The organism is Pontivivens nitratireducens, assembly GCF_011290545.1.
Lineage (GTDB): Bacteria > Pseudomonadota > Alphaproteobacteria > Rhodobacterales > Rhodobacteraceae > Pontivivens > Pontivivens nitratireducens.
This window is the reverse complement of record NZ_CP049811.1, coordinates 1,082,048-1,108,875: the sequence shown is the minus strand read 5'-3', so window position 1 is coordinate 1,108,875 and position 26,828 is coordinate 1,082,048. Positions and strand designations below refer to the sequence as shown.

The 26,828-nt window shown below is 62.6% G+C and carries 29 protein-coding genes; 24 read left to right on the top strand and 5 right to left on the bottom strand.

The window, feature by feature from the left end:
* Positions 1-120: 120 nt before the first annotated feature.
* The 10 genes from ffh to G8E03_RS05365 all read left to right on the top strand — a co-directional run bounded on the left by ffh (position 121) and on the right by G8E03_RS05365 (position 7,286).
* Complete coding sequence (gene ffh / locus G8E03_RS05410) at positions 121-1,620, top strand: signal recognition particle protein (RefSeq protein ID WP_166189504.1); 1,500 nt, start codon at positions 121-123, stop codon at positions 1,618-1,620.
* Positions 1,621-1,717: 97 nt separating this feature from the next.
* Positions 1,718-2,020: a chorismate mutase gene (locus G8E03_RS05405; protein ID WP_166189501.1), complete on the top strand. Its 303-nt coding sequence runs from the start codon at positions 1,718-1,720 to the stop codon at positions 2,018-2,020.
* A gap of 39 nt (positions 2,021-2,059) precedes the next feature.
* Positions 2,060-2,452, top strand: coding sequence for a 30S ribosomal protein S16 (gene rpsP / locus G8E03_RS05400; protein WP_166189499.1), 393 nt, complete (start codon positions 2,060-2,062; stop codon positions 2,450-2,452).
* A 64-nt stretch (positions 2,453-2,516) separates the two neighbouring features.
* On the top strand, positions 2,517-3,146 hold the full coding sequence (gene bluB / locus G8E03_RS05395) for a 5,6-dimethylbenzimidazole synthase (protein ID WP_166189496.1): 630 nt from the start codon (positions 2,517-2,519) through the stop codon (positions 3,144-3,146).
* Positions 3,143-3,640: a ribosome maturation factor RimM gene (gene rimM / locus G8E03_RS05390; RefSeq protein ID WP_166189493.1), complete on the top strand. Its 498-nt coding sequence runs from the start codon at positions 3,143-3,145 to the stop codon at positions 3,638-3,640. Before bluB ends, rimM begins: the two co-directional genes overlap by 4 nt.
* 46 nt (positions 3,641-3,686) lie before the next feature.
* Complete coding sequence (gene trmD, locus G8E03_RS05385; protein ID WP_166189491.1) at positions 3,687-4,466, top strand: tRNA (guanosine(37)-N1)-methyltransferase TrmD; 780 nt, start codon at positions 3,687-3,689, stop codon at positions 4,464-4,466.
* Between the two features lie 218 nt (positions 4,467-4,684).
* Positions 4,685-5,059 carry a 50S ribosomal protein L19 gene (rplS, locus tag G8E03_RS05380; protein ID WP_166189489.1) on the top strand — a complete coding sequence of 125 codons (375 nt, stop codon included), beginning with the start codon at positions 4,685-4,687 and terminating at the stop codon, positions 5,057-5,059.
* A 145-nt stretch (positions 5,060-5,204) separates the two neighbouring features.
* On the top strand, positions 5,205-6,056 hold the full coding sequence (locus G8E03_RS05375) for a hypothetical protein (RefSeq protein ID WP_166189486.1): 852 nt from the start codon (positions 5,205-5,207) through the stop codon (positions 6,054-6,056).
* Between the two features lie 108 nt (positions 6,057-6,164).
* Entirely contained in the window at positions 6,165-6,386 is a 222-nt protein-coding gene (rpmE, locus tag G8E03_RS05370; RefSeq protein WP_166189484.1) for a 50S ribosomal protein L31, read from the top strand.
* Positions 6,387-6,476: 90 nt separating this feature from the next.
* A complete protein-coding gene (locus tag G8E03_RS05365) occupies positions 6,477-7,286 on the top strand; it encodes a division plane positioning ATPase MipZ (protein WP_166189482.1) in 810 nt (269 codons plus the stop codon).
* Between the two features lie 9 nt (positions 7,287-7,295).
* Here G8E03_RS05365 and G8E03_RS05360 read toward each other — a convergent pair whose 3' ends face one another.
* On the bottom strand, positions 7,296-8,600 hold the full coding sequence (locus G8E03_RS05360; RefSeq protein WP_166189479.1) for a D-alanyl-D-alanine carboxypeptidase family protein: 1,305 nt from the start codon (positions 8,598-8,600) through the stop codon (positions 7,296-7,298).
* A gap of 294 nt (positions 8,601-8,894) precedes the next feature.
* Between G8E03_RS05360 and G8E03_RS05355 the strand changes: the two genes are divergently transcribed.
* From G8E03_RS05355 to G8E03_RS05340, 4 genes are all read left to right on the top strand, one after another.
* Positions 8,895-9,341, top strand: coding sequence for a phasin family protein (locus tag G8E03_RS05355; protein ID WP_166189477.1), 447 nt, complete (start codon positions 8,895-8,897; stop codon positions 9,339-9,341).
* A gap of 124 nt (positions 9,342-9,465) precedes the next feature.
* Positions 9,466-9,786, top strand: a complete 321-nt coding sequence (gene clpS / locus G8E03_RS05350) for an ATP-dependent Clp protease adapter ClpS (RefSeq protein ID WP_166193896.1) — start codon at positions 9,466-9,468, stop codon at positions 9,784-9,786.
* Between the two features lie 10 nt (positions 9,787-9,796).
* On the top strand, positions 9,797-10,789 hold the full coding sequence (locus G8E03_RS05345; RefSeq protein WP_166189474.1) for a class I SAM-dependent methyltransferase: 993 nt from the start codon (positions 9,797-9,799) through the stop codon (positions 10,787-10,789).
* 54 nt (positions 10,790-10,843) lie between these two features.
* On the top strand, positions 10,844-11,473 hold the full coding sequence (locus G8E03_RS05340) for a thermonuclease family protein (protein ID WP_166189472.1): 630 nt from the start codon (positions 10,844-10,846) through the stop codon (positions 11,471-11,473).
* On the opposite strand, the gene G8E03_RS05335 is transcribed toward G8E03_RS05340, so the two are convergent.
* Positions 11,470-13,083 (bottom strand): acyl-CoA synthetase, encoded by a 1,614-nt coding sequence (locus G8E03_RS05335; RefSeq protein ID WP_166189470.1) that lies wholly within the window; start codon positions 13,081-13,083, stop codon positions 11,470-11,472. The two genes, G8E03_RS05340 and G8E03_RS05335, sit on opposite strands and share 4 nt — an antisense overlap.
* 125 nt (positions 13,084-13,208) lie before the next feature.
* Here G8E03_RS05335 and G8E03_RS05330 point away from each other — a divergent pair, with 125 nt between their 5' ends.
* Positions 13,209-14,009, top strand: a complete 801-nt coding sequence (locus tag G8E03_RS05330; protein ID WP_166189468.1) for an SDR family NAD(P)-dependent oxidoreductase — start codon at positions 13,209-13,211, stop codon at positions 14,007-14,009.
* A gap of 6 nt (positions 14,010-14,015) precedes the next feature.
* On the opposite strand, the gene G8E03_RS05325 is transcribed toward G8E03_RS05330, so the two are convergent.
* Positions 14,016-15,281, bottom strand: coding sequence for a bifunctional folylpolyglutamate synthase/dihydrofolate synthase (locus tag G8E03_RS05325; protein ID WP_166189466.1), 1,266 nt, complete (start codon positions 15,279-15,281; stop codon positions 14,016-14,018).
* Entirely contained in the window at positions 15,278-16,225 is a 948-nt protein-coding gene (accD, locus tag G8E03_RS05320) for an acetyl-CoA carboxylase, carboxyltransferase subunit beta (RefSeq protein WP_166189464.1), read from the bottom strand. The genes G8E03_RS05325 and accD overlap by 4 nt, the downstream gene beginning before the upstream one ends.
* 114 nt (positions 16,226-16,339) lie before the next feature.
* Between accD and G8E03_RS05315 the strand changes: the two genes are divergently transcribed.
* Both G8E03_RS05315 and G8E03_RS05310 read left to right on the top strand, forming a co-directional pair.
* Entirely contained in the window at positions 16,340-17,197 is an 858-nt protein-coding gene (locus tag G8E03_RS05315; RefSeq protein WP_166189462.1) for a branched-chain amino acid aminotransferase, read from the top strand.
* Between the two features lie 23 nt (positions 17,198-17,220).
* Positions 17,221-18,207, top strand: a complete 987-nt coding sequence (locus G8E03_RS05310) for an NAD(P)H-quinone oxidoreductase (RefSeq protein ID WP_166189460.1) — start codon at positions 17,221-17,223, stop codon at positions 18,205-18,207.
* A gap of 3 nt (positions 18,208-18,210) precedes the next feature.
* Here G8E03_RS05310 and G8E03_RS05305 read toward each other — a convergent pair whose 3' ends face one another.
* On the bottom strand, positions 18,211-18,840 hold the full coding sequence (locus G8E03_RS05305) for a ribonuclease T2 family protein (protein WP_166189457.1): 630 nt from the start codon (positions 18,838-18,840) through the stop codon (positions 18,211-18,213).
* 132 nt (positions 18,841-18,972) lie between these two features.
* Here G8E03_RS05305 and G8E03_RS05300 point away from each other — a divergent pair, with 132 nt between their 5' ends.
* From G8E03_RS05300 to argB, 7 genes are all read left to right on the top strand, one after another.
* Positions 18,973-19,719 carry a DUF1013 domain-containing protein gene (locus G8E03_RS05300; protein WP_166189454.1) on the top strand — a complete coding sequence of 249 codons (747 nt, stop codon included), beginning with the start codon at positions 18,973-18,975 and terminating at the stop codon, positions 19,717-19,719.
* 118 nt (positions 19,720-19,837) lie between these two features.
* A complete protein-coding gene (locus tag G8E03_RS05295; RefSeq protein ID WP_166189452.1) occupies positions 19,838-21,835 on the top strand; it encodes a putative bifunctional diguanylate cyclase/phosphodiesterase in 1,998 nt (665 codons plus the stop codon).
* A gap of 104 nt (positions 21,836-21,939) precedes the next feature.
* Positions 21,940-23,754 (top strand): membrane protein insertase YidC, encoded by a 1,815-nt coding sequence (gene yidC / locus G8E03_RS05290; RefSeq protein WP_166189449.1) that lies wholly within the window; start codon positions 21,940-21,942, stop codon positions 23,752-23,754.
* Positions 23,751-24,500 (top strand): MOSC domain-containing protein, encoded by a 750-nt coding sequence (locus G8E03_RS05285; protein ID WP_166189447.1) that lies wholly within the window; start codon positions 23,751-23,753, stop codon positions 24,498-24,500. The genes yidC and G8E03_RS05285 overlap by 4 nt, the downstream gene beginning before the upstream one ends.
* Positions 24,481-25,122, top strand: a complete 642-nt coding sequence (locus G8E03_RS05280; protein ID WP_166189445.1) for a CatB-related O-acetyltransferase — start codon at positions 24,481-24,483, stop codon at positions 25,120-25,122. Before G8E03_RS05285 ends, G8E03_RS05280 begins: the two co-directional genes overlap by 20 nt.
* Positions 25,123-25,212: 90 nt before the next feature.
* On the top strand, positions 25,213-25,863 hold the full coding sequence (gene yihA / locus G8E03_RS05275; RefSeq protein WP_166189443.1) for a ribosome biogenesis GTP-binding protein YihA/YsxC: 651 nt from the start codon (positions 25,213-25,215) through the stop codon (positions 25,861-25,863).
* An 18-nt stretch (positions 25,864-25,881) separates the two neighbouring features.
* Positions 25,882-26,784 (top strand): acetylglutamate kinase, encoded by a 903-nt coding sequence (argB, locus tag G8E03_RS05270; protein WP_166189441.1) that lies wholly within the window; start codon positions 25,882-25,884, stop codon positions 26,782-26,784.
* Positions 26,785-26,828: the final 44 nt, after the last annotated feature.

Sequence of the window (26,828 nt, the reverse complement as noted above, 5' to 3'; positions counted from 1 at the left end):
CCCAATCCCGGAAGCCACGTCTTCCGGTCCGCGGCCTGTGCGCCGGGGATCGCCACCGGTCAGCGCGTTGCGCCCACCGGTGCTTTCGCCGTTTTGCAGACCGAATGTAGGAGCGACGCGATGTTCGAGAATCTGTCCGACCGCCTCTCAGGTGTGCTTGAAAAGCTGACCCGTCAGGGTGCGCTGACCGAGGAGGACGTGGCCACCGCCCTGCGCGAGGTGCGCGTCGCCCTGCTGGAGGCCGACGTCTCGCTGCCTGTCGCGCGCGACTTCGTCAAATCCGTGCAGGACAAGGCCACCGGACAAGCCGTTACCAAATCCGTCAGCCCCGGCCAGCAGGTCATCAAGATCGTCCACGACGCACTGGTCCAGACTTTAGCCGGTGATGATGTCAATGCGGGTGAGTTGAAGGTCGGATCACCGCCCGCTCCCGTTCTGATGGTCGGCCTGCAAGGCTCGGGCAAGACTACGACCACCGCCAAGCTGGCCAAGCGCATGTCGGAGCGGAACAAGAAACGCGTCCTTATGGCCTCGCTCGATACCCGTCGCCCCGCCGCGATGGAACAGCTTGCCGTGCTGGGGATGCAGATCGGCGTCGATACGCTGCCCATCGTGCCCGGACAGACCCCCGTGCAGATCGCGAAGCGTGCCAAGCAGCAAGCGACGCTGGGCGGCTACGATATCTACATGCTCGACACCGCGGGCCGCCTGTCCATCGACGATGAGTTGATGGATGAGGTTGCTGCCGTTCGCGATGAGGCAAAGCCGCACGAAACCCTGCTGGTGGTCGATGGCCTGACCGGACAGGATGCCGTGAACACGGCGGAGAACTTCAATAGCCGTGTCGGCATTTCGGGCGTCGTGCTGACCCGGATGGACGGCGACGGTCGCGGCGGTGCCGCCCTCTCGATGCGCGCAGTCACGGGCAAGCCCATCAAGTTCGTCGGTCTGGGCGAGAAGATGGACGCCATCGAGGAATTCCACCCGGAACGGATCGCGGGCCGTATCCTTGGCATGGGCGATATCGTCTCCCTCGTCGAAAAGGCGCAGGAGCAGATCGAGGCCGAGCAGGCCGAGCGCATGATGAAGCGTTTCCAGAAGGGTCAGTTCAACATGAACGACCTCAAACAGCAGCTTGAACAGATGCAGAAGATGGGCGGCATGCAGGGCGTCATGGGCATGATGCCGGGCATGGGCAAGCTGTCCAAGCAGATGGATGAGGCCGGTCTGGACGACAAGGTGCTCAAACGCCAGATGGCCCTGATCGATTCGATGACCAAGCAGGAGCGCCGGAATCCGGCCATCCTTCAGGCCAGCCGCAAGAAGCGAATTGCCAAGGGTGCGGGCATGGAAGTGTCCGACCTCAACAAGCTGATCAAGATGCACCGCCAGATGGCGGACATGATGAAGAAGATGGGCAAGATGGGCAAAAAGGGCCTGATGCGCGGCGGCCTCGGCGCGCTGATGGGCAAGGGCGGAATGGGCGGTGGTGCAGGACTGCCCCCCGGCATGACGCCTCCCGGCGGGATGGGCGGCGGCGGCACCGCGCCCGGCGGATTGCCGGGCCTTGGCGGAGCGTCCCTGCCCCCCGGTCTGAGCGGTCTGGGAAAGAAGAAATGAGCCGTATATCTGAAATTTTCCCGGCATTTGTCGGCGGAAACCCCTCCGTCGCGACGCAGCGCGGCTATATCGCAACCTCCGGTTTCGGAGCGAACGGATGACCGCAGAAATCGCCCTCGCCCGTTCTGTTCTGGCCGAACATCGCGCCTCGATCGACAACCTCGATGCGATCCTCGTCTTTACTCTGGCCGAGCGGTTCAAGCGCACGCAGGCGGTGGGAAAGCTCAAGGCGGAACATGACCTCCCGCCCTCCGACCCGACGCGTGAGGCGGAACAGATTACCCGGCTCGAAACTATGTCGGCCGATGCTGGCCTCGACCCGGACTTCACCCGGAAATTTCTGAATTTCATTATTCAGGAAGTTATCCGTCACCACGAACAATACCAGGAAAACGTCTGATATTTCAGACCCATACACGACCAGATCAAGGAGATACCCATGGCCGTTACCATTCGTCTCGCACGCGGCGGTTCCAAGAAGCGCCCGTTTTACCGCATCGTCGCTGCTGACAGCCGCATGGCCCGCGATGGCCGCTACATCGAGAAGCTGGGCACCTACAACCCGCTGCTGCCCAAGGACAACGAAGAGCGCGTCAAGATGGACGCCGAGCGCGTTGCCTACTGGATGTCCACAGGTGCGAAGCCGACGGATCGCGTTTCCCGCTTCCTCGAAGCGGCTGGCATTGTTGACAAAAAAGAGCGCGCCAACATGAAGAAGGCCGAGCCGGGCAAAAAGGCCAAGGAACGTGCCGAGCAAAAGGCCGCCAAGGAGGCCGCCGCCGCCGAAGCAGCGGCAGCCCCCGCGGAAGAACCCGCAGCAGCCGAAGAATAAACCCTCTGAGCCGGTTCCCCCCAGGGGGACCGGCGTTTCGCCATCAGTCCATAACGGAGCCACGATGCGTTCCTTCTCAACTGACTTCACGGCGGAACTGAACGAACTCTTCAAGTGGCGCCGCGACGTGCGGCGCTTCACGGATCGCCCGGTTCCGAACGACCTTCTCGATGAATGCCTCGACCAGATGCGTCACGCCCCTTCGGTCGGACTCAGCGCACCCTGGCGGCTAATTCATGTCGAGAGTGACGGCGCCCGCGCCGCTGCGATCGAGAATTTCGAGGTCGCGAACGCCCAGGCATTGCAGGGCTATTCCGGCGATCAGGCCAAACGCTATGCAGGGCTGAAACTGTCCGGGCTGCGAGAGGCTCCAGTCCACCTCGCTGTCTTTTGCGATGACACCACGCGCAAGGGTTCGGGCCTGGGCGCGGCAACAATGCCGCAGATGCGGGCCTATTCCGTCGCCGGTGCGATCATGTATCTTTGGCTTGCCACCCGTAGCCGCGGGTTGGGCATGGGGTGGGTGTCCATCCTCGACCCTGTAAAACTGTGCAGCGACCTCGACGCGCCGGCAGAGTGGGAGCTGGTTGCCTATCTGTGCCTCGGCTGGCCCGAGGAGGAGACCGAGACCCCCGAGCTGATCCGCGCGGGCTGGGAAACCGAAGCCCCCAAACCTGAGGTCCTGACAAGATGAGCGATCTAATCTGCGTCGGCGCGATATCCGGCGCATTCGGTGTGCAGGGCGAGGTCCGGTTGAAGAGCTTCACCTCGGACCCCAAGGCCATCGCCAGCTATGCCCCCCTGTTCACCGAGGACGGCACCCGCAGTTTCGATGTTACGATAACGCGCCCCGTCGCGAACGGTCTGGCCGCGCATCTGTCCGGCATCGCCACCAAGGAAGAGGCCGACGCGATGAAGGGCACGCGGCTATACGCCGAACGGGCCAGGATGCCCGATTTGCCGGATAACGAGTTCTATCATGCCGATCTGATCGGCCTGCTGGTGCTGGATACCGGCGGCGTCGAACTGGGTCGGGTGCATGCCGTGCATGACCACGGGGCCGGTGATATTCTGGAGGTGACCGGGCCAAAGGGCGAAACCCTGATCCCGTTCACCCGCCACGCCGTTCCGACCGTCGATCTGACCGCCGGGCGTGTGATCGTCGATCTGAGCGAGGAGCCGGAATGACGCGCATTTCCAACGATCTGCTGATCTGCGGCAGGGGTGAGCGCTGATGCGCTCGCTGGGTCGCAAGTCGATCAGCGCCAGTGCTCAACCGCGTGACCTGATGCAGGAACGGGAACTGGAAAACACGTGGACCGCGCGGGTCCTGACGCTGTACCCAGACATGTTTCCCGGCATTCTGGGCCAATCGCTGACCGGCAAGGCGCTGAAGGATCGGCTGTGGCAGATGGAGGTGACGGATATCCGTCAGTTCGGTCTGGGCAAACATCGCGCGGTGGACGACACGCCGACAGGTGGCGGTGCGGGAATGGTGCTGCGGGCTGACGTGCTGGATGCGGCAATCGCCTCGCGGCCCGTTGTCGGCCCGCTGATCTATCTCAGCCCGCGCGGACGGCGGTTCGATCAGGCGATGGCTCATAACCTTGCCGCCGGGCCGGGCGTCACGCTGCTGTGCGGACGGTTCGAGGGGGTGGACGAGCGCATCATCGAATCGCGGCAGATCATCGAGGTCTCCCTCGGCGATTTCATACTGACCGGCGGTGAACTGGCCGCACAGGCCATGATCGACGCGACGGTGCGCCTGCTTCCGAACGTGCTGGGCAATGCAAGTTCGGTGGAGGAAGAAAGCTTCTCCTCCGGCCTGCTGGAACATCCGCAATATACCCGCCCCAATGACTGGGGCGGACGCGCGGTGCCGCCGGTTCTGATCTCGGGCCATCACGGGAAAATCGCGGAGTGGCGGCGTACGCAATCCGAAAAGCTGACACAGGACCGACGCCCGGACCTGTGGGCCGCATATCAGGCGCGCAAGGATCACGAAGGCAGTTGAACTCTACCCCAAGCTGGGCTATGCGCGGGGCTTGCCGGGGGTTTCCCGGTTTCGGAACCATGTCCGGGCAGGTGCCTGCCTGCCGCACCGGGACGCGGTTTCACATAAGGAAAGACGTATCGACCTTCGGCGGGCCGGCAATGCCGCAGCCCGAACAGCGACCGAAGCTCTCATACGCGCAAACATTCGCCGCTAAGGCGATCATAAGGACGACAGACATGAACCTGCTTCAGACCCTCGAAGCCGAGCAGATTGCAGAGCTTGCAAAAGACATTCCCGACTTCGCACCCGGTGATACCGTGCGCGTCGGCTACAAGGTGACCGAGGGCACACGCTCCCGCGTTCAGAACTACGAAGGCGTCGTGATCGCGCGCAACAACGGTACGGGGATCGGCGCATCCTTCACCGTTCGCAAGATCTCCTTCGGCGAGGGTGTCGAGCGTGTTTTCCCGCTCCACTCGCCCAATATCGACACGGTGACCGTCGTTCGTCGCGGTAAGGTACGTCGCGCGAAACTGTACTATCTGCGTGATCGTCGCGGCAAATCTGCCCGTATCACGGAAAAGACCAACTACCGCGCGCCCAAGGGCTGATCCCTACGCGACGGTCGAACACATCAGGCGTCCCCGGCAGGGGGCGCCTGTGCCGTTTGTACCCGACGCGAAATCCGGTTTATCCTGCCCCCCTCACAAGATCGGGCGCACGATGTATCTCCTCCTTCTCGACAGTGTTCGACTGATGCCGGCCGTTTTTATGCGGACCTTGCCGGTCGCGGTTCTGACCGCGCTGATCTATTTCGGGCTGATCGAGAACACGCCGAACCCGTTGTGGAAGCTGGTATTCGTCTGTCTTCTCACCACACCCTGCATCGCAATCGTGCGAATGGCCGCGCTGCGGGCGGCCCTGGTAACGGTCGGGCGCACGACTCCTCCTACGATTGATCACCTGACCAAGGCGCAGATGCGGCTGGCCTATATGAACTTGCTGCCGATCAATATCGTGCAGACTGTCGCATTCGTCGTGGTGACTGCGTTGTTGGCGGTCGGCCTCGACACGGCCGTGATGGATGTCGCGACCGACTTCGCCACAACCGGCGTGGCGCCCGATCTGACTGGTCTGAGCGAGGAATTGCGCAGAGTGGCGCAGGCGGCGGGATGGCTGTTCTCGATCATCGCCGCCCTGGGATTCGGCGCGATGGGCACCGCCATGGCGGCCACGGCGGCGAACGCGGCGGAAAAGAAACCCCGCCACGACATTACGTTCGGCGTCGGCTACAATTTCTGGAAACTGACGGTGCTGTACTATATCGCGCAGGCTTTGAATGCTGTCGTGGTGGTCCTGCTCACCATTTTCGTACTGGCCGCACTGCAAATCGGGGATGGCAACCTGACAGTCTATGTGGCGCCGGCTGCGCTCACGGCCTATATTAGCCTGCATTTCGCCACGACGGCAGCACGTGCCGCGCTGTCCTATAGCCAGCTATTGGATGAGGAAGCAGAGATTCGGGCCTTCGTGCGGCAAAATCTGGCCGGACCAGAAGCATCGGGCGAAGACCTGCGCGCCCTGCGACGCGCACGACAGACGCACTGAGGGGCTTGCGCGTACATCCGATCCGGGGTAGCTGACAGCTTCGTTTACCCCTGTGGCGACGGAGAATGGCCTGTCCTCTCCGCTCAGTCACGTCAAAGGACCAGACCCATGAAAAAAGATATCCACCCCGAGTACCACGTCATCGATGTGAAGATGACCGACGGCACCATCGTTCAGATGCGCTCCACCTATCAAAAGGAAGGCGCACAGCTGAACCTCGACATCGATCCCTCCGTGCATCCGGCATGGACTGGCGGCACCTCGCGCCTGATGGATACCGGTGGTCGCGTGTCGAAGTTCAAGGCGAAGTACGACGGTCTCGGCTTCTGATAGCCTATACGTCTTTTCGCCCTGCGGGGCGTTGTGTATCAAGGAAAGACGCGCCCCCGGGGCGCGTCTTTTTTGTACGGGAGGGTTCACGTGGCGCATATTATCGTGCTGGGCAATGAAAAGGGAGGGTCCGGCAAATCGACGACCTCCATGCATCTGTTCGCGGCCCTCGCGCGCTGTGGCCACAAGGTCGGCGTGATCGACCTGGATTTGCGGCAGAAGAGCTTTTTCCGGTATCTTGAGAATCGTGAGGCCTTCGTCGCCCGCACCGGAACCAAGCTGCCGATGCCCATACGCGAGGCGCTGGGATACTCGACCCTCGACAGTGTGACCGCCGCGAAGGAGGAGGAGGAGGACCGGTTTGCCGCCGCGTTGCACCGGCTGGATCAGACCTGCTCCTTCATCCTGATCGACTGCCCCGGTTCACATACCCGCTATGCGCAGATGGCACACGCCGCGGCGGATACATTGGTCACGCCGATGAACGACAGCCTGATCGACTTCGACCTGCTGGCGAAGCTGAACCCGGAAACCGGCAAGGTGCTGGGCCCCAGCGTCTATTCCGAAATGGTCTGGCAGGCGCGTCAGTTGCGCGCCACAGCCGGGCTGAAGCCGGTGGACTGGGTGGTGCTGCGCAATCGCATCGCCACGTTGAATGCGCGGAACAAGCGGCGGGTGGGCAGTGCCTTGACCGAGCTGAGCAAGCGGATCGGGTTTCGGGTGATTCCCGGATTCGGCGAACGCGTGGTGTTCCGGGAGATGTTCCTGTCCGGCCTGACATTGCTGGATCTGAAGGATACCGGGGAGGTCAGCCTGAACATCTCGAACCTGGCTGCGCGGCAGGAGGTTCGGGATGTCGTCAAGGCGCTGAACCTGCCGGACGTGTCCGTCAAGTTCTAGGCGAACCGGTCAACCGTTCGGGCGAACCATACGGCAGATACGGTCCTGCGCGTGCAGGCTGCTACAGGTCGCGGTCGCCTGATTCTCGCTCAACCCGATGAAGGTCGCAGCATAGAGAGGCACACCGTTCACGACGGTTTGACCGACACTGCGATGCGCGCCGACCAACGGCTCTGTGACCCCAACCAGCGCATCGGTGAGCACAGATTCCGCGAAATCCGCATCTCGATAGGCGCCGAGTTGTACCGCCCATTCGCCACTAGGCCGCGGCAGGGGACGGGGCGCCGCCATCGGCGCGCCCTGCCCCGATGTCGATGTGCTTATCCGCAGCGGCACAGTTGAGGAGGTCTGAGTCTCGCTCGTCGCGGCATTGGCGGAGGATACGAACGCGTTGCCCACAAGGCTGGCCGCCGCGGCAAGCTGCGTCGTTTCACTGGCGCCACGCGGCATCGGACGGGTCGAGGCCATGACCGCGCCGACCGCGACGCGACCCGGGCGCACCACCGCGACACGCGAGGGCGCCCGATCGAATCCCATGTCGAGCAGTTCGACCATGCGGTTGTAACGCCAGGTGGAACTGCGTCCGCCAAAGATCACCGCGATCACACGCTCGCCGTTTCGTTCGGCGGAGGCTGCCAGGTTATAGCCGGCAGCGCGGGTATATCCTGTCTTGATCCCGTCAGCACCGCGATAGCCATTGAGCAGCCGGCGATTGGTGTTGCGCACCGTCGCCACCCCGGCACTGGTCGAGGTGCGACCGAAGATGTTGTAGTATTGCGGATAGTCGTAGAACAGATGCCGCGCTAGCGTGCTCATGTCCCGCGCGGTGGACATATGGCCATTCGCGGTCAGTCCATGTGCGTTGCGAAAGGTCGTCTGGGTCATCCCCAGTGACCGCGCAGTTTCGGTCATCAACTGCGCAAAGGCCTGCTCGGATCCGGCGATGGCCTCACCCAGCGCAGTGGCCGCATCGTTGGCCGAACGCACGGCGGCGGCGCGAATCAGATAGCGCACGGAAATCCGCTGACCTGCGCTGAGCCCCAGACGGGAAGGCGGCTCGCTCGACGCATTGCGCGAGATTCGAATCTGCTGGTCGAGGTCGAGCTGTCCGCTCTCCACAGCCTCGAACGCGAGGTACAGCGTCATCATCTTGGTCAGCGATGCGGGATGAAGCGGTGTGTCCGCACTGCGTGAATGCAGGACGCTGCCGTCCCGCGCATCCAGCACGATCGCTGCATAGGGGGCCGCCTGAGCAGCGGGCGCCAGGAAACTCAGTGCCGCTACCAGCACGAAACTCAAAATACGTATATGCATCGGTCACTCCGACGAAAGCCTGCCACGGTAATGGGCCGATTTATTCAGCCTCATTATGATTTACATTACGTTAGCAACGGATCGGTTTGAATTGCAACGATTAACCCACATTCACGGTCAAGACTCTGCTTATCCCGTTCACGGTCGAAGGGCTGTGAGAAAATTTCAAAACAATCCCCGGGCAAGGAATTTTGTGCGCCGCAACATAAAAACCTTGACGCAGTGCAACATGATACCTAATTCTTATCCACAAGGACGAGATGTTCGTCCAAACGAATTGGATGGAGTTTTATCATGGCTACCAAGACCACTGCAAAAGACACCGCTGCACAGATGGAAACCTTTGCTGCAGACGCACAGAAGACGATGACCGACACGGTCGAGAAAATGACCAAGGGCTTCGAGGAAGCATCCTCGTTCGGCCAGGAAAACCTCGACGCTATGGTCAAATCGGGTGAGATCGCGGCGAAAGTGGCCGAAGGCTTCAGCACCGAAGTCTCCACCTTCACCAAGAAATCCTTCGAGGAAGGCGTTGCCGCAGCCAAGGACATGGCGTCCTCCAAGACGATGACCGAGCTGTTCGAAAAGCAGTCCGCCTTCGCTCAGACCATGTTCGACGGTTGGATGAAGCAGGCGACGAAGATCAACGAGATGATGGTTTCTTCCGCCAAGGATGTGACCGCGCCGATGGGTGAGCGCATGACTGCCGCGCAGTCCGCGATGAAGTCCATGACCGCCTGAGCCGGATCAAGGCACTATTACGAAAAGGGGGCTTAGGCCCCCTTTTCTCGTTTAGTGGACGGAATATATTGTGAATCCTGTCTGCAAGGGACATATGGGCGCAATGACACGTAAATTCCTGAGTATGAACAACGATGATTCCGACCGTGAAGGCGACCTCGGCCTTGCGGCGAAAACCCGTCCGAAAACGCAAAAGCCGCCGCTTTACAAAGTGATGCTCCTCAATGACGACTACACACCGATGGAATTCGTGGTGCACGTGCTGCAACGGTTCTTTGGTGTGACGCATGCCCAATCGGTCGAGATCATGCTGACCGTTCACAAGAAGGGTGTCGCTGTGGTCGGAGTTTTTTCGCGGGAAATCGCCGAGACGAAGGTCACGCAGGTAATGGACTACGCCCAGCGCAATCAGCATCCGCTGCAATGCACGATGGAAAAGGAATGAGGCGCTTGTCATGAGCGACCCTGTACGCCTTGAACTGAGCGGGCTGGACCTGTCGGACATGAAGGTCGGATGCCTCGGCGCGGATCCCGATCCCGGGTGGCACGATTTCGCGGATACGATCACCTTCGAGCAGCGCAACAAGGTCGATCACGACCGGATGACCGACATGCGACTGAACGTTGTTGAGGTGCTGGACGCCGCGCAAGACGCGATGATCGTTTGTCTGGGCCGCTCGCGGGTCGAAAATTTCGGCCGGCTGGCACGGGCGTGTCACATGGTTCCGCCGCAAGCCCCGATAATCGTCACCGGCCAAAAAAATGCTGGCGTCGATTCGTTTCTGCGGCAAGTGCGCAAGATCCTGCCCGTGGGTGAGGTTCTGTCAAAGGCGCACGGCAAGCTCTTCACCATCGACACGCCTGCAAACGCTGCTGAAGTGACGCGCGACTGGCTCGATGCCGCGCAGCCCTCCCCGATCGAGGGAGGCTGGATTACCGCGCCCGGCATGTTCTCGGCCGATGCACCCGATGCGGGATCGATTCGTCTGGCCGAACATTTCTCGGATCGGATTGGCGGCGCTGTCGCGGATCTGGGTGCTGGCTGGGGTTGGTTGAGCGCGCAACTGCTCGCCACCGCGCCAGAGGTGGCCTCGCTATCGCTGTACGAGGCGGACGGGAATGCGCTGAACGCCGCTCGGCGGAATGTCGTCGATGAGCGGGCAGATTTTCATTGGGCGGATGTCACTGCGCTCAACGGGTCCGCTTCTTTCGACTGGGTCATCAGCAATCCACCGTTTCACCATGGTCGCGCTGCCGAACCCGCCCTGGGTCAGGCGTTCATTCAAGCTGCTGCGCGGTTGCTGAAACCGGGCGGCAAGGCGCTGTTCGTCGCGAACCGCCAGTTGCCATACGAGGCGCAGCTGACGGAGAGCTTCAAGAAATGGCAGGAAATTCCCGGACCCGGCGCGTTCAAGGTTTTCGAAGCTGAGCGGCCGATCAAGCGTTAACCTTTCTTACCGGATTCTCTTGCGCGATTCGCTTGAATTAACGAATGTTAATTCATGTTCAGAATTTTCGTTTTATTGCTGGTCATCGCTCTGCCCGCTTCCGCCCAATCGGTCAGCGGGTTTGCGGATGTGACCGATGGCGACACGTTGCAGGTGGGGGGCGTCAAGGTCCGCCTCGCCGGGATCGACGCGCCAGAGCGGCATCAGCTTTGCGGGACCAGCACGTGTGGGATTGCAGCGACGCAAACCCTGGTCGCATTGATCGGAAACGATACCATAACATGCGTGCTGAACGGCGGACGGACCTATGACCGGATCGCGGGCACCTGCTCGACGCCGCGCGTCGCTGATCTGGGCCGGGCCATGGTGATGTCAGGCTATGCGATGGATGAACCGCGCTATCCCCCCGACTACACGTTCGAGACGCAGCAGGCGGCCCGATCCGGCCACGGCATGTGGGTCGATCCGGCTCAACCCGCCTGGGTGTGGCGCGCCGCGCAGACCTCCTCAACGACGACGCCCCGTGATTCCGATTGCGCCATCAGGGGCAATATCAGCGCGAACGGACGTATCTATCATGTGCCCGGCAGCCAGTATTACGACCGCACGTCGATCAATGCGAGCGAGCGCTGGTTCTGCTCTGTCGCGGAGGCAGAGGCCGCAGGCTGGCGCGCGCCGCGCTAGCCCTTCCTGACCCGTTCTCGCAATTCGAACTTCTGAACCTTCCCGGTCGAGGTTTTGGGCAATTCCGCGAACACCACGTATCGGGGTGCCTTGAAATGTGCCAGTTCCGCGCGGCAATGGGCGATGATCTCATCCGCGCTGGCCTGCATGTCAGGGCGCAGTTCGACGAATGCGCACGGTGTCTCACCCCACTTATCGTCCGGCTGTGCCACAACGGCACAGGTTGCGACCGCAGGGTGTCGGTAGAGCGCCTCCTCCACTTCGATGGAGGAGATGTTCTCGCCCCCGGAAATGATGATGTCCTTCGAGCGATCCTTGAGCTGGATATATCCGTCGGGATGCTTCACCCCCAGATCGCCGGATCGGAACCAGCCGCCGCGCAAGGCGTCTTCGGTCGCCTTCTCATTGCGGAAATACCCCTTCATCACGACATTGCCGCGCATCACGACTTCACCCATCGTCTGACCGTCGGCAGGTACAGGTCGGTCGTCCGCGTCCAGCACGTCGAGCTGCTCCAGCGCGGCGTAGCGCACGCCCTGGCGCGCCTTCAGACCGGCCTGCTCACCCGTGGACAGTGCATCCCAGTCACGGTTCCATTCGTTGATCACGGCAGGTCCGAAGATCTCCGTCAGACCGTACAGATGCGTCACGTCGAATCCCGCATCCCCCATCGCGGCCAGAACCGTTTCGGGCGGGGGGGCGGCCGCGGTGAAGAAGGCGACCCGGGCGGGCATCTCACGCCGTTCCTCATCGGATGCGTCCAGAAGCGTGCTCATCACCACGGGCGCACCGCACATATGGGTCACGCCGTGATCCGCTATCGCATCGAACATCGCACCGGCCCGGACCTGTCGCAGGCAGACATGGGTTCCGGCGACAGCACTGAGCGACCAGGGAAAGCACCAGCCGTTGCAGTGAAACATCGGCAAGGTCCACAGATAGACTGGGTGCTTGCCCATTCCCGCATGAACCACGTTGCCGGTTGCCAACAACATCGCGCCCCGATGGTGGTACACGACGCCCTTCGGATCACCCGTGGTGCCGGACGTATAGTTCAGCGCGATGGCATCCCATTCGTCTTGCGGCATCGACCAGTCGAAATCCGAGTCGCCGGTGGCCAGCAAGGCCTCGTATTCGCAGGGCTGAGTCGAGATTGTGACATCGTGATACACGACCAATTGCGGCGGCTGATCCAGGTCGGCACATGCCTCGCGCGCCAGCGGCTCCAATTCCGCATCCACCAGCAGGACCTTAGCCTCACAATGCCCTAGGATGAACCTGAGCGTGGCCGCATCCAGGCGGGTGTTCAGCGCGTTGAGAACGGCGCCGGTCATCGGCACGCCGTAATGCGCCTCGATCATCGGGGGGGTGTTGAAAAGCAAAGCGGAAACGGTATCGCCCCGCTGCACGCCCATCGCGACCAGGGCGGAGGCAAGACGGCGAGAGCGCGACAGCAGATCGCGATAGTTGACGCGCTGGTCGCCATGGATGATCGCGACGTGATCGGGAAACACTCGCGCTGCCCTGTCCAGCAGGGTCAGGGGCGTCAACGGTTGGTGGTTCGCCTGCTTGCGCGGCAAATTCTCGTTGTAATCTGCGTTCGTGGCCATGATGCTCCCCATTCTCAAAAATCACGTCGAGTTCTAACAGACCGGCCCGCTCTCGCAAGTCCAGCGCATCTGTCCTATATGCCATCACTTACCGTAGGGACGCGGTACGTTAACATGGAGCTGACATGGGGTCTCTTACTGGAAAATCCGCGATCGTCACGGGCGCGGCAAGCGGGGTCGGTCTGGCCATTGCGCGCAAGTTCCGTGAGGAAGGCGCCCGCATCATGATGGCGGATATCGACGACGAACGGCTGGAGGCCGAGGCCAAATCGCTGTCCAAGGATGGCGACATGGTCCGCAGCTTTTCCTGCGACCTGCGGGAGAAGTTGAGCATCGCCAACCTGATGGCCACCACCATAGATAATTTCGAGCGCGTGGACATTCTGGTCAACGGCTCGCGTCAGGTGCTGTCGCACGATCCGCTGGACCCGCAGGGCGACGTGTTCGATTCGCTGATGCAACAGAACGTCAAGAATGGTCTGCGGTTGAGCCAGATGGTCGCCAAGAAGATGATCGCGCAGGCGGAGGGCAGCGATGCCCGCAATGTCGGCTCCATCGTGAACATCACCTCGATTTCCGCTCAACGGACCCTGCCGGAGCTGTTGGCCTATTCGGTCAGCTGTGCCGCGCTGGACCAGATGACCCGCAGCCTGGCCGTGGCGCTCGCTCCCAAGGGCGTGCGGGTGAACGCTATCGCACTGGGCGGCGTGATGACCGGCCACCTGAAGGAGGCGTTGAAGGAGCGTGAGGAATTGCGCAAGGAGTTGACCGCCGTCACCCCGCTGGGCCGAATCGGCGATGCGGAGGAAGCGGCGGAGGCGGCCCTGTTCCTGGCGTCCGACAGGGCGAGCTTCGTTACCGGGCAAATTCTGGCGGTTGATGGCGGACGCGGCAATTTCGACCCGCTCGACACACCATCGAGCTGAGGTCTCTCAGCCGTTTTCGCGCAGAACGGCCCCGGCAAGGTAGAGCGATCCGCAGATCAGCACCCGCGCATTCGCGGGGATCGCCTGCAGGGCATCGGCAACCGTGGCGGCGGTGGTCGCGGTCAGGCCCACGGCCTGCGCTGCCTCGGCGGTTTGCTCGGCGCGCAACGTGGCGGCCTCACCGGGAATGGATACTGCGTGCAGATGCTGCGCCTTGGTGGCGAGGGGGCGCAGAAAACCGCCGACATCCTTGGTGTTCAACATGCCGCAGATCAGATGCAGCGGACGCTCGGGCAGCCTGCCAATCGCCTCTGCCACCGCGAGGCCGGCGGCGCTGTTGTGGCCACCGTCCAGCCACAGATCACGCTCCCCCGCCATCGCCACCAGAGGACCGGTGCGCAGGCGCTGCATTCGCGCGGGCCATTCCGCCTGCGTCACCGCGGCATGGCATCCCGCCTCGGACACACCCAGCGCGCGCAGAGTGGCCAGCGCCGCGCCCGCATTCTGCACCTGATGCGCACCGAGCAGAGACGGCAGCGGCAGGTCGAGCAAGCCATCCTCATCGAAATAGGCCATGCGACCCTGATCCTCGTAGGCGTCCCAATCCTGACCGGCGAGAGAGAGCGGCGCACCCAGCGCCTGCGCCCGTGCCTCAATAACCTCACGCGCCTCGTCCTGCTGCCGGGCGATGATACCGGGAACGCCCGGCTTCAGGATCCCCGCCTTCTCACCCGCGATTTGGGGCAGCGTATCCCCCAGATATTGCTGATGGTCGATGGAAACCGGGGTGATGATGGTCAGGCGCGGTGTGTCCACGACATTGGTGGCATCCAGGCGGCCGCCCAAGCCGACCTCCAGAATGGTGTAATCCGCATCCGCGCGGGCAAAGGCCAGCAAGGCCGCGCAGGTCGTGATCTCGAAATAGGTGATCGGCACGCCGCCATTCGCCCGCTCGCATTCCTCCAGCGTATCCATCAGCGCCTGTTCCGAAATCAGGCCGTCCGGCAATCTGATACGCTCGTGAAACCGGGCGAGATGCGGGGAGGTGTAGGCGCAGACCCGGTGGCCATCGGCCTGCAGCCCGCTGCGGATCATCGCCTGGGTCGAGCCCTTGCCGTTCGTGCCCGCGATATGGATGACGGGTGCCAGATCCCGCTGCGGATTGCCCAGCGCCTCCAGCAAGCGCCACATCCGGTCGAGGGTCAGGTCGATGATCTTGGGGTGCAGCGACATCAGCCGCTGCAACACCAGATCGGTGCCGCTGGCGCTCATGCGGGTTTGGCGGCCTGCGGTTGCGGAGCGGCAGGTTCCGCCTCCTCCGTCTCGACCACAGGGGTCGGGGGCGGCAGATCCCCGTGACTGCGCGGCCGTTCCTTGAGCAGCAGACGCAGCAGCGTTGCCAGTTCATCCCGCATCTTCAACCGATGCACGACGCGATCCAGCATTCCGTGATCCAGCAGATACTCGGCCCGCTGGAAACCCTCGGGCAGCTTTTCCCGGATGGTCTGCTCGATCACACGCGGGCCGGCGAAACAGATCAGGGCGTTCGGCTCCGCGATATGGATGTCGCCCAGCATCGCGTAGCTGGCGGTCACGCCGCCGGTGGTTGGATGGGTCAGGACGACGACATAGGGAAGGCCCGCCTCCTTGACCATATCGACCGCAACCGTGCTGCGGGGCATCTGCATCAGACTCAGAATCCCCTCCTGCATCCGCGCGCCCCCGGCGGCGGAAAACAGGATCAGCGGGGCGTGCAGCTCCACCGCGCGCTTGGCGGCCGCGATGATCGCGTTGCCGACATACATGCCCATGGATCCGGCCATGAACGAGAAATCCTGCACCGCGACAACGGATGTCAGATCGCCGATCTTGCCCTCAGCGACCAGCATCGCCTCATGCTCACCGGTTGATTTTCGTGCATCGGCCAGCCGTTTCGGATAAGGCTTCTGATCCTTGAAATGCAGCGGATCGACAACCGGATCCGTGACCTCCACCGTGGTGAAGAGTCCACCGTCGAACAGCGCGGACAGGCGATCGCGTGGCGTGATGAACATGTGATGATCGCAGGTCGGGCAGGTGTTCAGCGCGTCCGACAGTTCCCTATGGAACAGCATCGTTCCGCAATTGTCGCATTTCGACCAAAGATTTTCCGGCACTTCGCGGCGCGAAAACAGCGAATTTATCATTGGACGGGTGAAGTTGGATATCCAGCTCATGCCAGTGCAGCCCCCAGTGTCTCTTTTCGCTCACCTATATCGCACGCCTGTGGATTGCAACGCCGCGGCGCCCTGCCTAGGGTCAGCGGGACTGACACAAATGGAGAGCATCGCATGGCGATCGGAAGCGATATCCGCACATGGTACGAGGGGGAGTGGCACCAGGGCAATACGCCAATCATGGGCGCTGCCGATCATGCCACCTGGCTGGGCACAATGGTCTTCGACGGGGCGCGCACCTTTGGCGGGGTCACACCCGATCTGGACCTGCATTGCCAGCGGATCGTGCGCTCTGCCATCGCGATGGGCATGACGTCGCCGATGGATGCGGCGCGCGTGCTTGAGATCGCGCGGGAGGGCATTGCCCTCTATCCCGACGATGCGGAGCTATACGTGCGCCCGATGATGTGGAGCAAGGAAGGCGGCGAAGCGATGATCGCGGCCAAGGCGGACTCCTGCGCCTTCGCGCTGTGTATCGAGGCGATGCCCCTGCCCGCGATGCAAGCGATCGCGCTGTGCGTATCCCCGTTTCGCCGGCCCCGGCCCGACACCGCCCTGACCGAGGCGAAGGCCGCCTGTCTGTATCCCAATAACGGACGAATGCTGACCGAGGCACGCAAGCGGGGCTTCGACAACGCCCTGTCACTGGATGATTGGGATCATGTCGCGGAAACGGCCACCGCGAACGTCTTTCTGGTCAAGGATGGCATCGTGCGCACGCCGGTTCCCAACGGCACGTTTCTCAACGGCATCACCCGGCAGCGGATCATCACGCTGTTGTCGCAGGACGGCATGACGGTGGAGGAAACCTCGCTCGGGGTCGAGGATTTCGCCCAGGCGGATGAGATTTTTCTGACCGGCAACGCCTCCAAGGTTACGGCAGTCAAGCGTTTCGAGGATCGCGAATTGCAGCCCGGCCCGGTGGCCACGCGCGCACGGGCGCTGTATTGGTCGTGGTCCGGCGCGGCCTGATCCATTTTCACGAGGACTCTTCAATGACCGACATGCGTTGCATCGAAATCTCGAAACCCGGCGGACCGGAGGTTCTGGTCGAGGCCCGTCGTCCCATTCCCGTGCCCCAGGCCGGGCAGATCCTGATCCGCACCAAGGCGATCGGCGTGAATCGCCCCGACGCGCTGCATCGCGCCGGATCGTACAACCCGCCCCCCGGTGCCTCCGACCTGCCGGGGCTGGAAGCAGCCGGAGAGGTCACGGCAGTCGGCGAAGGCGTCAGCCGCTGGTCGGTGGGCGACGCGGTCACCGCCCTGCTGCCCGGCGGTGGCTATGCCGAATACGTCACGACACCGGCGGAACATGCGCTGCCGATCCCCGACGGTTATTCGTGGGAGCAGGCGGCGGCGCTGTGCGAAACCTTCTTTACCGTCTGGATCAACGTGTTCGATCGCGGCGGCTTGCAGGCGGGGGAGACGTTCCTCGTCCACGGGGGCACGTCAGGGATCGGCACGACCGCGATTCAATTGGCAAAGGCGCGCGGCGCACGGGTGATGACCACCGCCGGCACCGATGAGAAATGCGCCCGCTGCCGCGAGCTGGGCGCGGACCTCGCCGTCAACTACCGCGAGGCCGATTTCGTGAAGAAAGCGAAGGCGTTCACCGACGGGCGCGGCCTGGACCTGATTCTCGACATGGTTGGCGGAGACTACATTCCCCGCAATATCAAGGCACTGGCCGAAGATGGCCGCCTGTCGATGATCGCTTTCCTCGGCGGACCCAAGGCGGAGGTAAACTTCGCGCAGGTCATGGTGAAGCGGCTGGTGCTGACCGGATCGACCCTGCGCCCGCGCAGCGATCTGGTAAAGGCGGACCTGGCGCGCGCGGTGGAACGTGAGGTCTGGCCCCTGCTGTCGGCGGGCACGATCGCGCCGGTGATGGACTCGACCTTCCCCCTGGCGGAGGCAGCCAAGGCGCACGCCTACATGGAAAGCTCCGCCCATATCGGAAAGATCGTATTGGTCCCCTGACGATCAGCGCACGGGCGGCAGGCTGGCCGTGCGCGAACAGTCGCGAATCACGTCGCGCCCGCAGCGGCGCGGTTCCAGATCGCGGGTCAGGCAGATGCGCACCTCCTGAATGCGGCCATCCTGGCAGGTTACGGTCACGCCGTCCGCCTCCAGATCGTCATTGGCCTCCAGAAAAGCGGCCTCGATCACCGACGGGTCGAGCCGCAGAGTCTCACGCACCTGACGCAGGATGTCCGGTCGCTCGATGCTCTCGTAAGCCTCTCGCGACAGGGCGAAATAATCGGTGGCGCGCAGCCCGGAACACCGCCCGTGCTTTTGCCACTGATGCCATGCGGACCCGCCGGTGCCCATGATATCGGCCATCGCGCCGGTCTGGCGCCGCGACGGATCGCCATTGGACGTGCGGCAATAGTCGGGCCAGCCCGTCTCGTATTGCGGCCACAGCCCGTGCAGGACGAAACCCAGCGCCCGGTCGCATTGCGGCGATCCCTGCGCATCGCCGGTCGCGGCACACCATGAGGGCGACCAGCTCAGGCTCAGCACGTAGTAATCGAACTCTCCGGCCTGATCCTGCTCCCGATCCTGCGAACTGACCGGCAATGCCAGCATGAGAAAGACCAGAAACCATCGCATGTCGAAACCCCTTTATCCTTCGCCCTCTACCGCCTATATACGGTGAGAATTCCCCAAACGGAAACGGACTGCGGCCCCGGCCTACCGATTTCTCGGCACGGGAGAAGATTGCAGTTTTCTGAAAGGCACGACATGGCGCTTCCTATCATGCAGAAAGCCACCGCCGTCTGGCTGGTGGACAACACCACACTCAGCTTCAAGCAGGTCGCGGACTTCACCGGTTTGCACGATCTGGAGGTTCAGGGCATCGCCGACGGCGAGGTCGCGGTCGGGATCAAGGGCTTCGATCCCATCGTGAACAACCAGTTGACGCAGGAAGAAATCACCCGCTGCGAGGAAAACCCCAAGGCCAAGCTGCAATTGAAATACAATGCCGCCGCCGAGGGCGAGCAAAAGCGCAAAGGCCCGCGTTATACTCCGCTGTCCAAGCGTCAGGACCGCCCTTCGGCCATCGCGTGGCTGGTCAAATTCCACCCCGAACTCAGCGACGGCCAGATCTCCAAGCTGGTGGGCACGACCAAGCCGACCATCCAATCGATCCGCGACCGGACGCACTGGAACATCGCCAATATCCAGACAGTCGATCCGGTGGCATTGGGCATGTGTCGTCAGGGCGAACTGGACGCTGCAGTTGCAAAGGCCGTCGCCGCGAAGGCGAAGAACGGCGATGTTTTGACGGATGATGAGAAGCTGCGGCTGATGAGCACGGACGAAAGCCTCGCCTCCGAAAACCGCATTCCCACCGCGATGGAGGGGCTGGAAAACTTCACATTCTCAGACACCGCAGCCGACGCACCCGAGCGGGAGAAGGCGCTGCCGGACGCGGAGAGCCTGTTCAATCTGCCCGACAGCGATGATGAGGATGAGAGCGACGATTAATCGCCCTCTCCACCGTATTGAAGGGCCGGGGCATCGCTCCGGCCTTTTTGCATGTGCACTGTTAATGGGTTCGCAAGGAACCGACCGCTAGGGTCACCTCGTCAGGCGGAGGGGCGACGTGATCAGATCGAGCGGTAAGGTATGGCTGGGCGCGCAGATTTCGCGGCGCGCGATGGTTGGCAGCCTTGCCGGCATGGCAATCATGCTCCTGCTGACCGGGTTCGAGATGACCGCGATGCACGAACAGCTCGGACGAATCGACGCGATTTCAGCGCAGCAGGTGCTGATCGAACGCCAGATTTCCGATCTGCGAAGCTACGCCACCACCGCGCGGCATCTGTCGTTAGCGTCAGAGGAAACACTGGCAAGGCAGGATCTGGTGACGCGGCTCGACCTGCTCACCACGACGATTTCCGCGCGACAGGATATGTTCGCGTTCGGGCAGTCTGCACAGGGGATCGCCGCATCGCTCGACTACAGTCTTGCGAAACTCTTCGCCCTCGCGGCTCTCATTCGCAACCCTACGGAAGGATTGCCGATAGGCGATATCGTCGAGCAGATACGTCTGCTGGCGGGGGACGACCTAAATGCGACGCTGCGCGATTGGGCAGGCACGCTTTCGGCCGATGCGGCGGATGCGCGCGGGCGCATCCGATTCGCATTGATCACGCTGGCAGGAATCGTATTGCTGGCGAGCCTCTCGTTATGGCTCTTTGTTCTGCGCCCTCTTTCGCGCACCGTGCTGGACGGCACCGAACACGCACGTGCGCTCGAAGATGCGCTTGCGCATACCGCCGGGCATGATCGGCTGACCGGCCTGCCGAACCGGAGCCGTTCCGCCGAGCTGATAGACCGGCACATCACCCGCCGCCGCAAGGAAAGTGTAGGTCTGATTCACCTCAACCTTTGCCATTTCCACATGATAAATGAGGAATTGGGGCATGAGGCGGGCGATCAGGTTCTGGTGGAAACTGCCCGGCGCTTGCTGCAGAGCATCGGTGAGAGGGAGTTTGTGGCACGGATCGGCGGCGATGAGTTTCTGATATTCGCGACCGATGTCCCCACGCCCGACAACCTGATGGCAAGGGCCGCTGCCTTGCGTCGCACGGTTCGCGAGCCCTTCGACCTGGCGCAGGGTGCGCGCCACATGGATTGCGTGATCGGCGCGGTCTGGTCCGCAACCGGAACGACGGACGCCGAATCGCTGAGTGTTCGGGCAGACATCGCGCTGCGCTCCACCCTCAGCGGAGAGGAGGGCCCCCTGCGCTTGTTCACGCAGGCGATGATGGAGGAGGTCGCCCTGCGCGACGCGCTCAGCCGCGAATTGCGCAGGGCCTTGGAAAAAAAGGAGCTGGTCGCCTTCTTTCAACCGCAGGTCAGTGCTCAGGGGGGGGAGGTAACCGGGTTTGAAGCGCTGATTCGCTGGAACCATCCGACACGCGGCCTGCTATCACCGGCGAAGTTTCTGAAAATAGCGGAGGAGATGGGACTGGCCGATCAGATCGGCGCGCACATGCTGGATCAGGCTCTCGACGCGTGGCAGGGCTGGGCGGCAGCCGGATTCGCAGTGCCGCACGTTGCGGTCAACTACTCAGCCGCGCAGCTCGCCGACATCCTGCTGGCCGATCGTATCAAGTGGGCTCTCGAACAACGCGACCTGCCGGTGGACTGTCTGGCGCTGGAGGTCGTGGAGACGGTGGCCATCGAAACAGACGATGCGCTGGCCGTACGCATCATCCGCAACCTTGCCGAAGCGGGCTTCGCGATTGAACTGGACGATTTCGGCACCGGCCATGCCTCGATCGCGAACATCCAGCGCCTGCGCGCCAGCCGGATCAAGATCGACCGCAGTTTCGTATCGGGCATCGACCAACGGCAGGACCTGTCGGTCATGGCGGATGCGATGGTGCGCATGGCCACGGCGCTGGGTGTCGGCACAATTGCGGAGGGGGTCGAAACAGCGGAGGAGCGTGCGAAAGTCACCGCCCTGGGCTGCACATCGCTGCAAGGCTATAACATCGCCCGCCCCATGGCGTTCGAGGATACGCTGCAGTGGCTGGCCGAACATCGCATGCTCAATCACGGCCGAAGGCGCAGTCGCGCGGCCTCGGCATAGGGCCGGTTGCGGTGGCCATCGGGGGGAAAGCCCTTGACCTTTAGCGATGTGACCTGTTGAACGCCTGCATCCCGTCAATATCAGCCGCGCAGGGGCTACTTTGCATGCAAGACGATAACAGAAATCTGATCCTGGCAATGGGGCTCAGCCTCGCTGTGCTGCTTGGCTGGACCGTTCTCTTCCCTCCGGTCGAGCAAACGCCGCTGACAGCCGAGCAGCAAGCCGTCCAGCAAGAGCTGCTGGGCGACGTTGCAGATGGCACCCCCGCAGGTAACATCAGCGTGCCCGCAGTCGATACGCCGGTTGTCGAAAATCGAGCTGCCGCCCTGACCAGCGTGGATCGTGTTGCGATCCGGACCCCCAGTCTGAGCGGTTCGCTTTCCCTGACTGGCGGACGGGTCGACGATCTGCACCTGACCCACTACCGCGAAACGCTGGATCCCGATAGCGAAACGGTGACGCTGCTCAATCCCGCAGGTGGCCCGGCGGCATATTACGTGCAGCACGGCTGGGCGCCCGCCGGTGGCCTGCCCGCCGATCAGGTTCCCGGTGCGACCACAGAATGGCAACTTGAAAGCGGTGAGGCCCTGACCCCCGACACGCCCATTACCCTTAGCTGGGACAACGGCGCCGGTCTGATCTTCCGCAAGACGTTTACCGTGGACGATGATTACATGTTCACCGTCACGCAATCCGTGGAAAACACGACCGATGCAGCCGTGCGCATGTACCCCTACGGCATCATCGACCGCATCGGTGAGCCTGAGACCATCGGCTTCTACATCCTGCACGAGGGCGTGGTTCGAGAGAGTGACGGAGAGATCAACGAGATCGACTACGACAACATGCCGGACAACGATTTCGACGTGCGTGAGAACGCGAATGTCGATCTGATCGACGTCCAGAACAGCGGCTGGATCGGGTTTACCGACAAGTACTGGATGACGACCCTGATCCCCGAGGGCGGGCCGTTCACATCGGTGGTGCGCTATTCGGACCGCACGGAATCCTATTCCACCCAGGTGCGGATGCCGGTGGTTGAGGTTGCGGCAGGTTCGCAGACCGACAGCACCTCGCGCCTGTTCGCGGGTGCTAAGGAACGTGACGTGCTGACCCGCTACGAAGACGCGCTGGGTGTGGAACGTTTCGTGGATTCGATTGACTGGGGCTGGTTCTTCTTCCTGACGAAGCCGATCCACTGGCTGCTGACGCTGTTCAACAGCTTCCTCGGCAATTTCGGTGTCTCGATCATCCTCTTGACCCTGTTCATCAAGGCTCTGCTGTTCCCGCTGGCGTACAAATCCTACGTCTCGATGTCGAAGATGAAGAAGCTCCAGCCCGAGATGGAGGCGATCAAGGAGAAGGCCGGTGAGGATCGCGCCAAGCTTCAGCAGGAGATGATGGCCCTCTACAAGAAGGAAAAGGTGAACCCCGCCGCGGGTTGCCTGCCGATCCTGTTGCAGATCCCGATCTTCTTCTCGCTGTACAAGGTGCTGTTCGTCGCGATCGAGATGCGCCAGGCGCCGTTCTTCGGCTGGGTGCAGGATCTCAGCGCGCCCGACCCGACCTCGTGGATGAACCTGTTCGGTCTGCTGCCGTTCGAGGCACCGGACCCTGCCAGCTTCATCGCGATCCTGTCCATTGGTGTCTGGCCGATCCTGATGGGCATCACCATGTGGTTGCAGCAGAAACTGAACCCGGCACCCGCCGACAAGACGCAGGCGATGATCTTCGCGTGGTTGCCCTTCGTGTTCATGTTCATGCTGGGCCGGTTCGCCGCAGGACTGGTGATCTACTGGGTGGCGAACAACACCATCACGTTCACGCAGCAGTACCTGATTATGCGCAGCCAGGGCGTGAAGGTGGACCTGCTGGGCAACATCCACTCGAAGTTCCGCAAAAAGAAGGACGCGGAGTGATCCGGGTCTCCGCCCTCTGGCGCCATCCGGTGAAGGGAGTGGGGGCGGAACCACTGCAATCGACAATCCTGCGGGCGGGTGAATGCCTGCCCGGGGACCGCGCCTTCGCCATCGCGCAACAGGGGGCGGAAACGACCGGCACCTGGGCTGCATGCCGTAATTTCGTGCGTGGCGCAAAGGCGGGGAGCCTGATGGCTGTATCCGCCCGGCCCGATGGGGATAACTATATCTTCACTCATCCGGACCGGCCCGACCTACGGGTCGCCCTGCCCGCACAGGGCGATGACCTGATCGAATGGATCAAACCCCTCTACCCCGACAACCGGCCTGCGCCCGAACGACTGGTCACATCCCGCGAGCAGGGGATGACCGACGCCGCGTTCCCGTCGATCTCCCTCCTGTCGGATGCCTCACGCAGCGCGCTTGGTTCGGCGGCGGACGCGACGCTGGATCGCCGTCGGTTCCGGGGCAATATCTGGCTGGACGGGTTGGAGCCGTGGAAGGAATGGGACTGGATCGGCAAACGCCTGCGCATCGGGGCTGCGCTGTTGGAGGTTCGCGAACGGATCACACGCTGCCGCGCGACTCATGCCAACCCCGTTACAGGGCGCGATGATCTGGATTTGCTGAACGTTCTGGCGCAAAACTGGGGCCACCGCGATTTCGGTGTCTATGCCGTTTGCGTCGAGGGCGGTGAAGTCCATATTGGCGATGAGGCTACCGTGCATGACCGGACCCGATCCTGATACGCGCCACCCGCTCGAACACGCGCCCGGTGTGGTCTTTCTCAAGCCGTTGGCCGCTGGCCGCCCGAATGTCGAAATCGGGGATTTCACCTATTACGACGATCCCGCGCGGGCCGAGGATTTCTTCGAGCGCAACGTCCTCTACCACTACGATTTCATTGGCGACTGCCTGCGGATCGGCGCGTTCTGTGCCATCGCCACGGGCGCACGGTTCATGATGAATGGCGGCGCACATGCCATGGGCGGGTTTTCGACCTTTCCGTTCAATATTTTCGGTCATGGCTGGCAGGAGGGATTTGATCCCGCCACATGGGTGGCAGAACAGCGCGGCGATACCATCGTCGGACCCGACGTCTGGATCGGGCGGGACGCCACGATCATGCCCGGTGTGACCATCGGGGCCGGTGCGATCATCGCGACCGGCGCACTGGTCACCCGCGACGTCGCCCCCTATGCCATCGTCGCGGGCAATCCCGCGGTCGAGATTCGCCGCCGGTTCGACGCCGACATCGTGGACAGGTTGCTGGGGATCGCCTGGTGGGACTGGCCGGTGGATAGGATCACGCGCAACCTCAACGCGATCCGCGCTGCCGATATCGACGCGCTGGCGAACGCAATTTGATCTCGCACCCGGACGGCGCATGAAGTATCCCGAAGCTCACCGTCCGGGCCGATCGCCCGCGACAAGGACAATTCTGGAAGGTGCCGCCCCATGACCCCTCGTTTCCCACTGGCCGAAACACCGGACGCGGCGGCGCTGGCAAAGGGCCGCTCGCTGTTTCTGGGCCCGTGCGAATTCGTGAAGGGCGTGGTCGCGATGGAGGGTTTGCCGCCTGCGGACCGACTGGAATTCTGCATGGCGGGCCGCTCGAACGTGGGCAAGTCCAGCCTGATCAACGCGCTGACCGGACGCAAGGCATTGGCGCGGACCTCGAACACACCCGGCCGTACGCAGGAGATCAACTTCTTCGCGCTGGCCGACACGCATTACATGGTCGATCTGCCCGGCTACGGCTTCGCCAAGGCACCCGTTGCGGTGGTCGCGAAATGGCAGGCACTGCTCAAGAACTATCTGGCCGGGCGCCAGACCCTGCGCCGTGTCTTCCTGCTGATCGACAGCCGCCATGGCGCGAAGGAGGTGGACGAGGAAATCATGTCCGTGCTCGACCGCGCGGCTGTGCCCTTCCACACCGTAATGACCAAGATCGACAAACCGCGCCCGGCTGATCTGGAAGCATCGCTGGAGCGCACCCGGCAGATCATCGCCAAGCATCCGACCGCCTATCCGGAAATCATACTAACCTCCTCCGACAAGGGGGACGGGGTCGAGACCCTGCGCGCGATCATCGCGGGCCTGAACTGAGAGTTGGGGATGGAACTGATGGAAAAATCGACTGCATCGAGCCGCGACTGGCTCGCCACCGCGCGCACCTTGTCCGAGGCGCTGCCCTATCTGCAACGCTATGACGGTGCGACGGTCGTGGTCAAATTCGGCGGTCACGCAATGTCCGACGACGCGGCGATGGAACGCTTCGCCCGCGATATCGTCCTGATGAAGCAATGCAACGTGCATCCGGTCGTGGTTCACGGCGGCGGGCCGCAGATCAATCAGATGCTGGAACGGCTCGCCATCAAATCCGAATTCATCGACGGCAAGCGCGTGACGGACGAGGCAACGGTCGAGGTCGTCGAAATGGTGCTGGCCGGCCGCATCAACAAGCAGATCGTGCAGGCGATCAACGATCAGGGGGGGCGCGCCGTGGGGTTGAGCGGCAAGGACGCCAAGCTGATCGTGTGCGACAAGGCCACCAAGACCCGCAAGGATCCTGACAGCAATATCGAGAAGGTGCTGGACCTCGGTTTCGTCGGGGAACCGTCGGAAGTGAACCCCGGCGTGATCAAGCTGTTCACGGACAGCGATTTCATCCCCGTCGTGGCTCCGATCGGCGCAGGTCGCAACGGTGAGACGTTCAACATCAACGGCGACACCGCCGCCGGTGCGCTGGCCGGTGCATTGAAGGCGGATCGCCTGCTGCTGCTGACCGATGTCGCCGGAGTCAAGGACGCCGACGGCGATGTGGTCACGCGCCTGACCCCCGCCGACGTGCGCCGCCTGACGGATGAGGGTGTCATCTCCGGCGGGATGATCCCCAAGACGGAAACGGCCCTGCACGCGATGGAGAAGGGCGTCGGTGCCGTGGTCATCCTGGACGGGCGCGCGCCCCATGCCTGCTTGCTGGAACTGTTCACAGAACATGGTGCGGGTACCCTCATCAAGGCCTGATTGTCATGGCCAGCGCCCGTGCCGCTGGCATCGGGCGGTTCGAT

What these genes read in the sequence shown, in the direction of transcription:
- trmD (WP_166189491.1), top strand. Translation starts at nt 3,687, where the DNA reads ATGCGCTCGCTGGGTCGCAAGTCGATCAGCGCCAGTGCTCAACCGCGT.
- G8E03_RS05300 (WP_166189454.1), top strand. Translation starts at nt 18,973, where the DNA reads ATGGCGCTTCCTATCATGCAGAAAGCCACCGCCGTCTGGCTGGTGGAC.
- G8E03_RS05360 (WP_166189479.1), bottom strand. Translation starts at nt 8,600, where the DNA reads ATGCATATACGTATTTTGAGTTTCGTGCTGGTAGCGGCACTGAGTTTC.
- rimM (WP_166189493.1), top strand. Translation starts at nt 3,143, where the DNA reads ATGAGCGATCTAATCTGCGTCGGCGCGATATCCGGCGCATTCGGTGTG.
- G8E03_RS05305 (WP_166189457.1), bottom strand. Translation starts at nt 18,840, where the DNA reads ATGCGATGGTTTCTGGTCTTTCTCATGCTGGCATTGCCGGTCAGTTCG.
- G8E03_RS05280 (WP_166189445.1), top strand. Translation starts at nt 24,481, where the DNA reads ATGACCGGACCCGATCCTGATACGCGCCACCCGCTCGAACACGCGCCC.
- G8E03_RS05405 (WP_166189501.1), top strand. Translation starts at nt 1,718, where the DNA reads ATGACCGCAGAAATCGCCCTCGCCCGTTCTGTTCTGGCCGAACATCGC.
- G8E03_RS05375 (WP_166189486.1), top strand. Translation starts at nt 5,205, where the DNA reads ATGCCGGCCGTTTTTATGCGGACCTTGCCGGTCGCGGTTCTGACCGCG.
- G8E03_RS05340 (WP_166189472.1), top strand. Translation starts at nt 10,844, where the DNA reads ATGTTCAGAATTTTCGTTTTATTGCTGGTCATCGCTCTGCCCGCTTCC.
- ffh (WP_166189504.1), top strand. Translation starts at nt 121, where the DNA reads ATGTTCGAGAATCTGTCCGACCGCCTCTCAGGTGTGCTTGAAAAGCTG.
- bluB (WP_166189496.1), top strand. Translation starts at nt 2,517, where the DNA reads ATGCGTTCCTTCTCAACTGACTTCACGGCGGAACTGAACGAACTCTTC.
- G8E03_RS05330 (WP_166189468.1), top strand. Translation starts at nt 13,209, where the DNA reads ATGGGGTCTCTTACTGGAAAATCCGCGATCGTCACGGGCGCGGCAAGC.
- yidC (WP_166189449.1), top strand. Translation starts at nt 21,940, where the DNA reads ATGCAAGACGATAACAGAAATCTGATCCTGGCAATGGGGCTCAGCCTC.
- G8E03_RS05355 (WP_166189477.1), top strand. Translation starts at nt 8,895, where the DNA reads ATGGCTACCAAGACCACTGCAAAAGACACCGCTGCACAGATGGAAACC.
- clpS (WP_166193896.1), top strand. Translation starts at nt 9,466, where the DNA reads ATGAACAACGATGATTCCGACCGTGAAGGCGACCTCGGCCTTGCGGCG.
- rpmE (WP_166189484.1), top strand. Translation starts at nt 6,165, where the DNA reads ATGAAAAAAGATATCCACCCCGAGTACCACGTCATCGATGTGAAGATG.
- G8E03_RS05310 (WP_166189460.1), top strand. Translation starts at nt 17,221, where the DNA reads ATGACCGACATGCGTTGCATCGAAATCTCGAAACCCGGCGGACCGGAG.
- rplS (WP_166189489.1), top strand. Translation starts at nt 4,685, where the DNA reads ATGAACCTGCTTCAGACCCTCGAAGCCGAGCAGATTGCAGAGCTTGCA.
- G8E03_RS05335 (WP_166189470.1), bottom strand. Translation starts at nt 13,083, where the DNA reads ATGGCCACGAACGCAGATTACAACGAGAATTTGCCGCGCAAGCAGGCG.
- yihA (WP_166189443.1), top strand. Translation starts at nt 25,213, where the DNA reads ATGACCCCTCGTTTCCCACTGGCCGAAACACCGGACGCGGCGGCGCTG.
- rpsP (WP_166189499.1), top strand. Translation starts at nt 2,060, where the DNA reads ATGGCCGTTACCATTCGTCTCGCACGCGGCGGTTCCAAGAAGCGCCCG.
- argB (WP_166189441.1), top strand. Translation starts at nt 25,882, where the DNA reads ATGGAAAAATCGACTGCATCGAGCCGCGACTGGCTCGCCACCGCGCGC.
- G8E03_RS05315 (WP_166189462.1), top strand. Translation starts at nt 16,340, where the DNA reads ATGGCGATCGGAAGCGATATCCGCACATGGTACGAGGGGGAGTGGCAC.
- accD (WP_166189464.1), bottom strand. Translation starts at nt 16,225, where the DNA reads ATGAGCTGGATATCCAACTTCACCCGTCCAATGATAAATTCGCTGTTT.
- G8E03_RS05325 (WP_166189466.1), bottom strand. Translation starts at nt 15,281, where the DNA reads ATGAGCGCCAGCGGCACCGATCTGGTGTTGCAGCGGCTGATGTCGCTG.
- G8E03_RS05345 (WP_166189474.1), top strand. Translation starts at nt 9,797, where the DNA reads ATGAGCGACCCTGTACGCCTTGAACTGAGCGGGCTGGACCTGTCGGAC.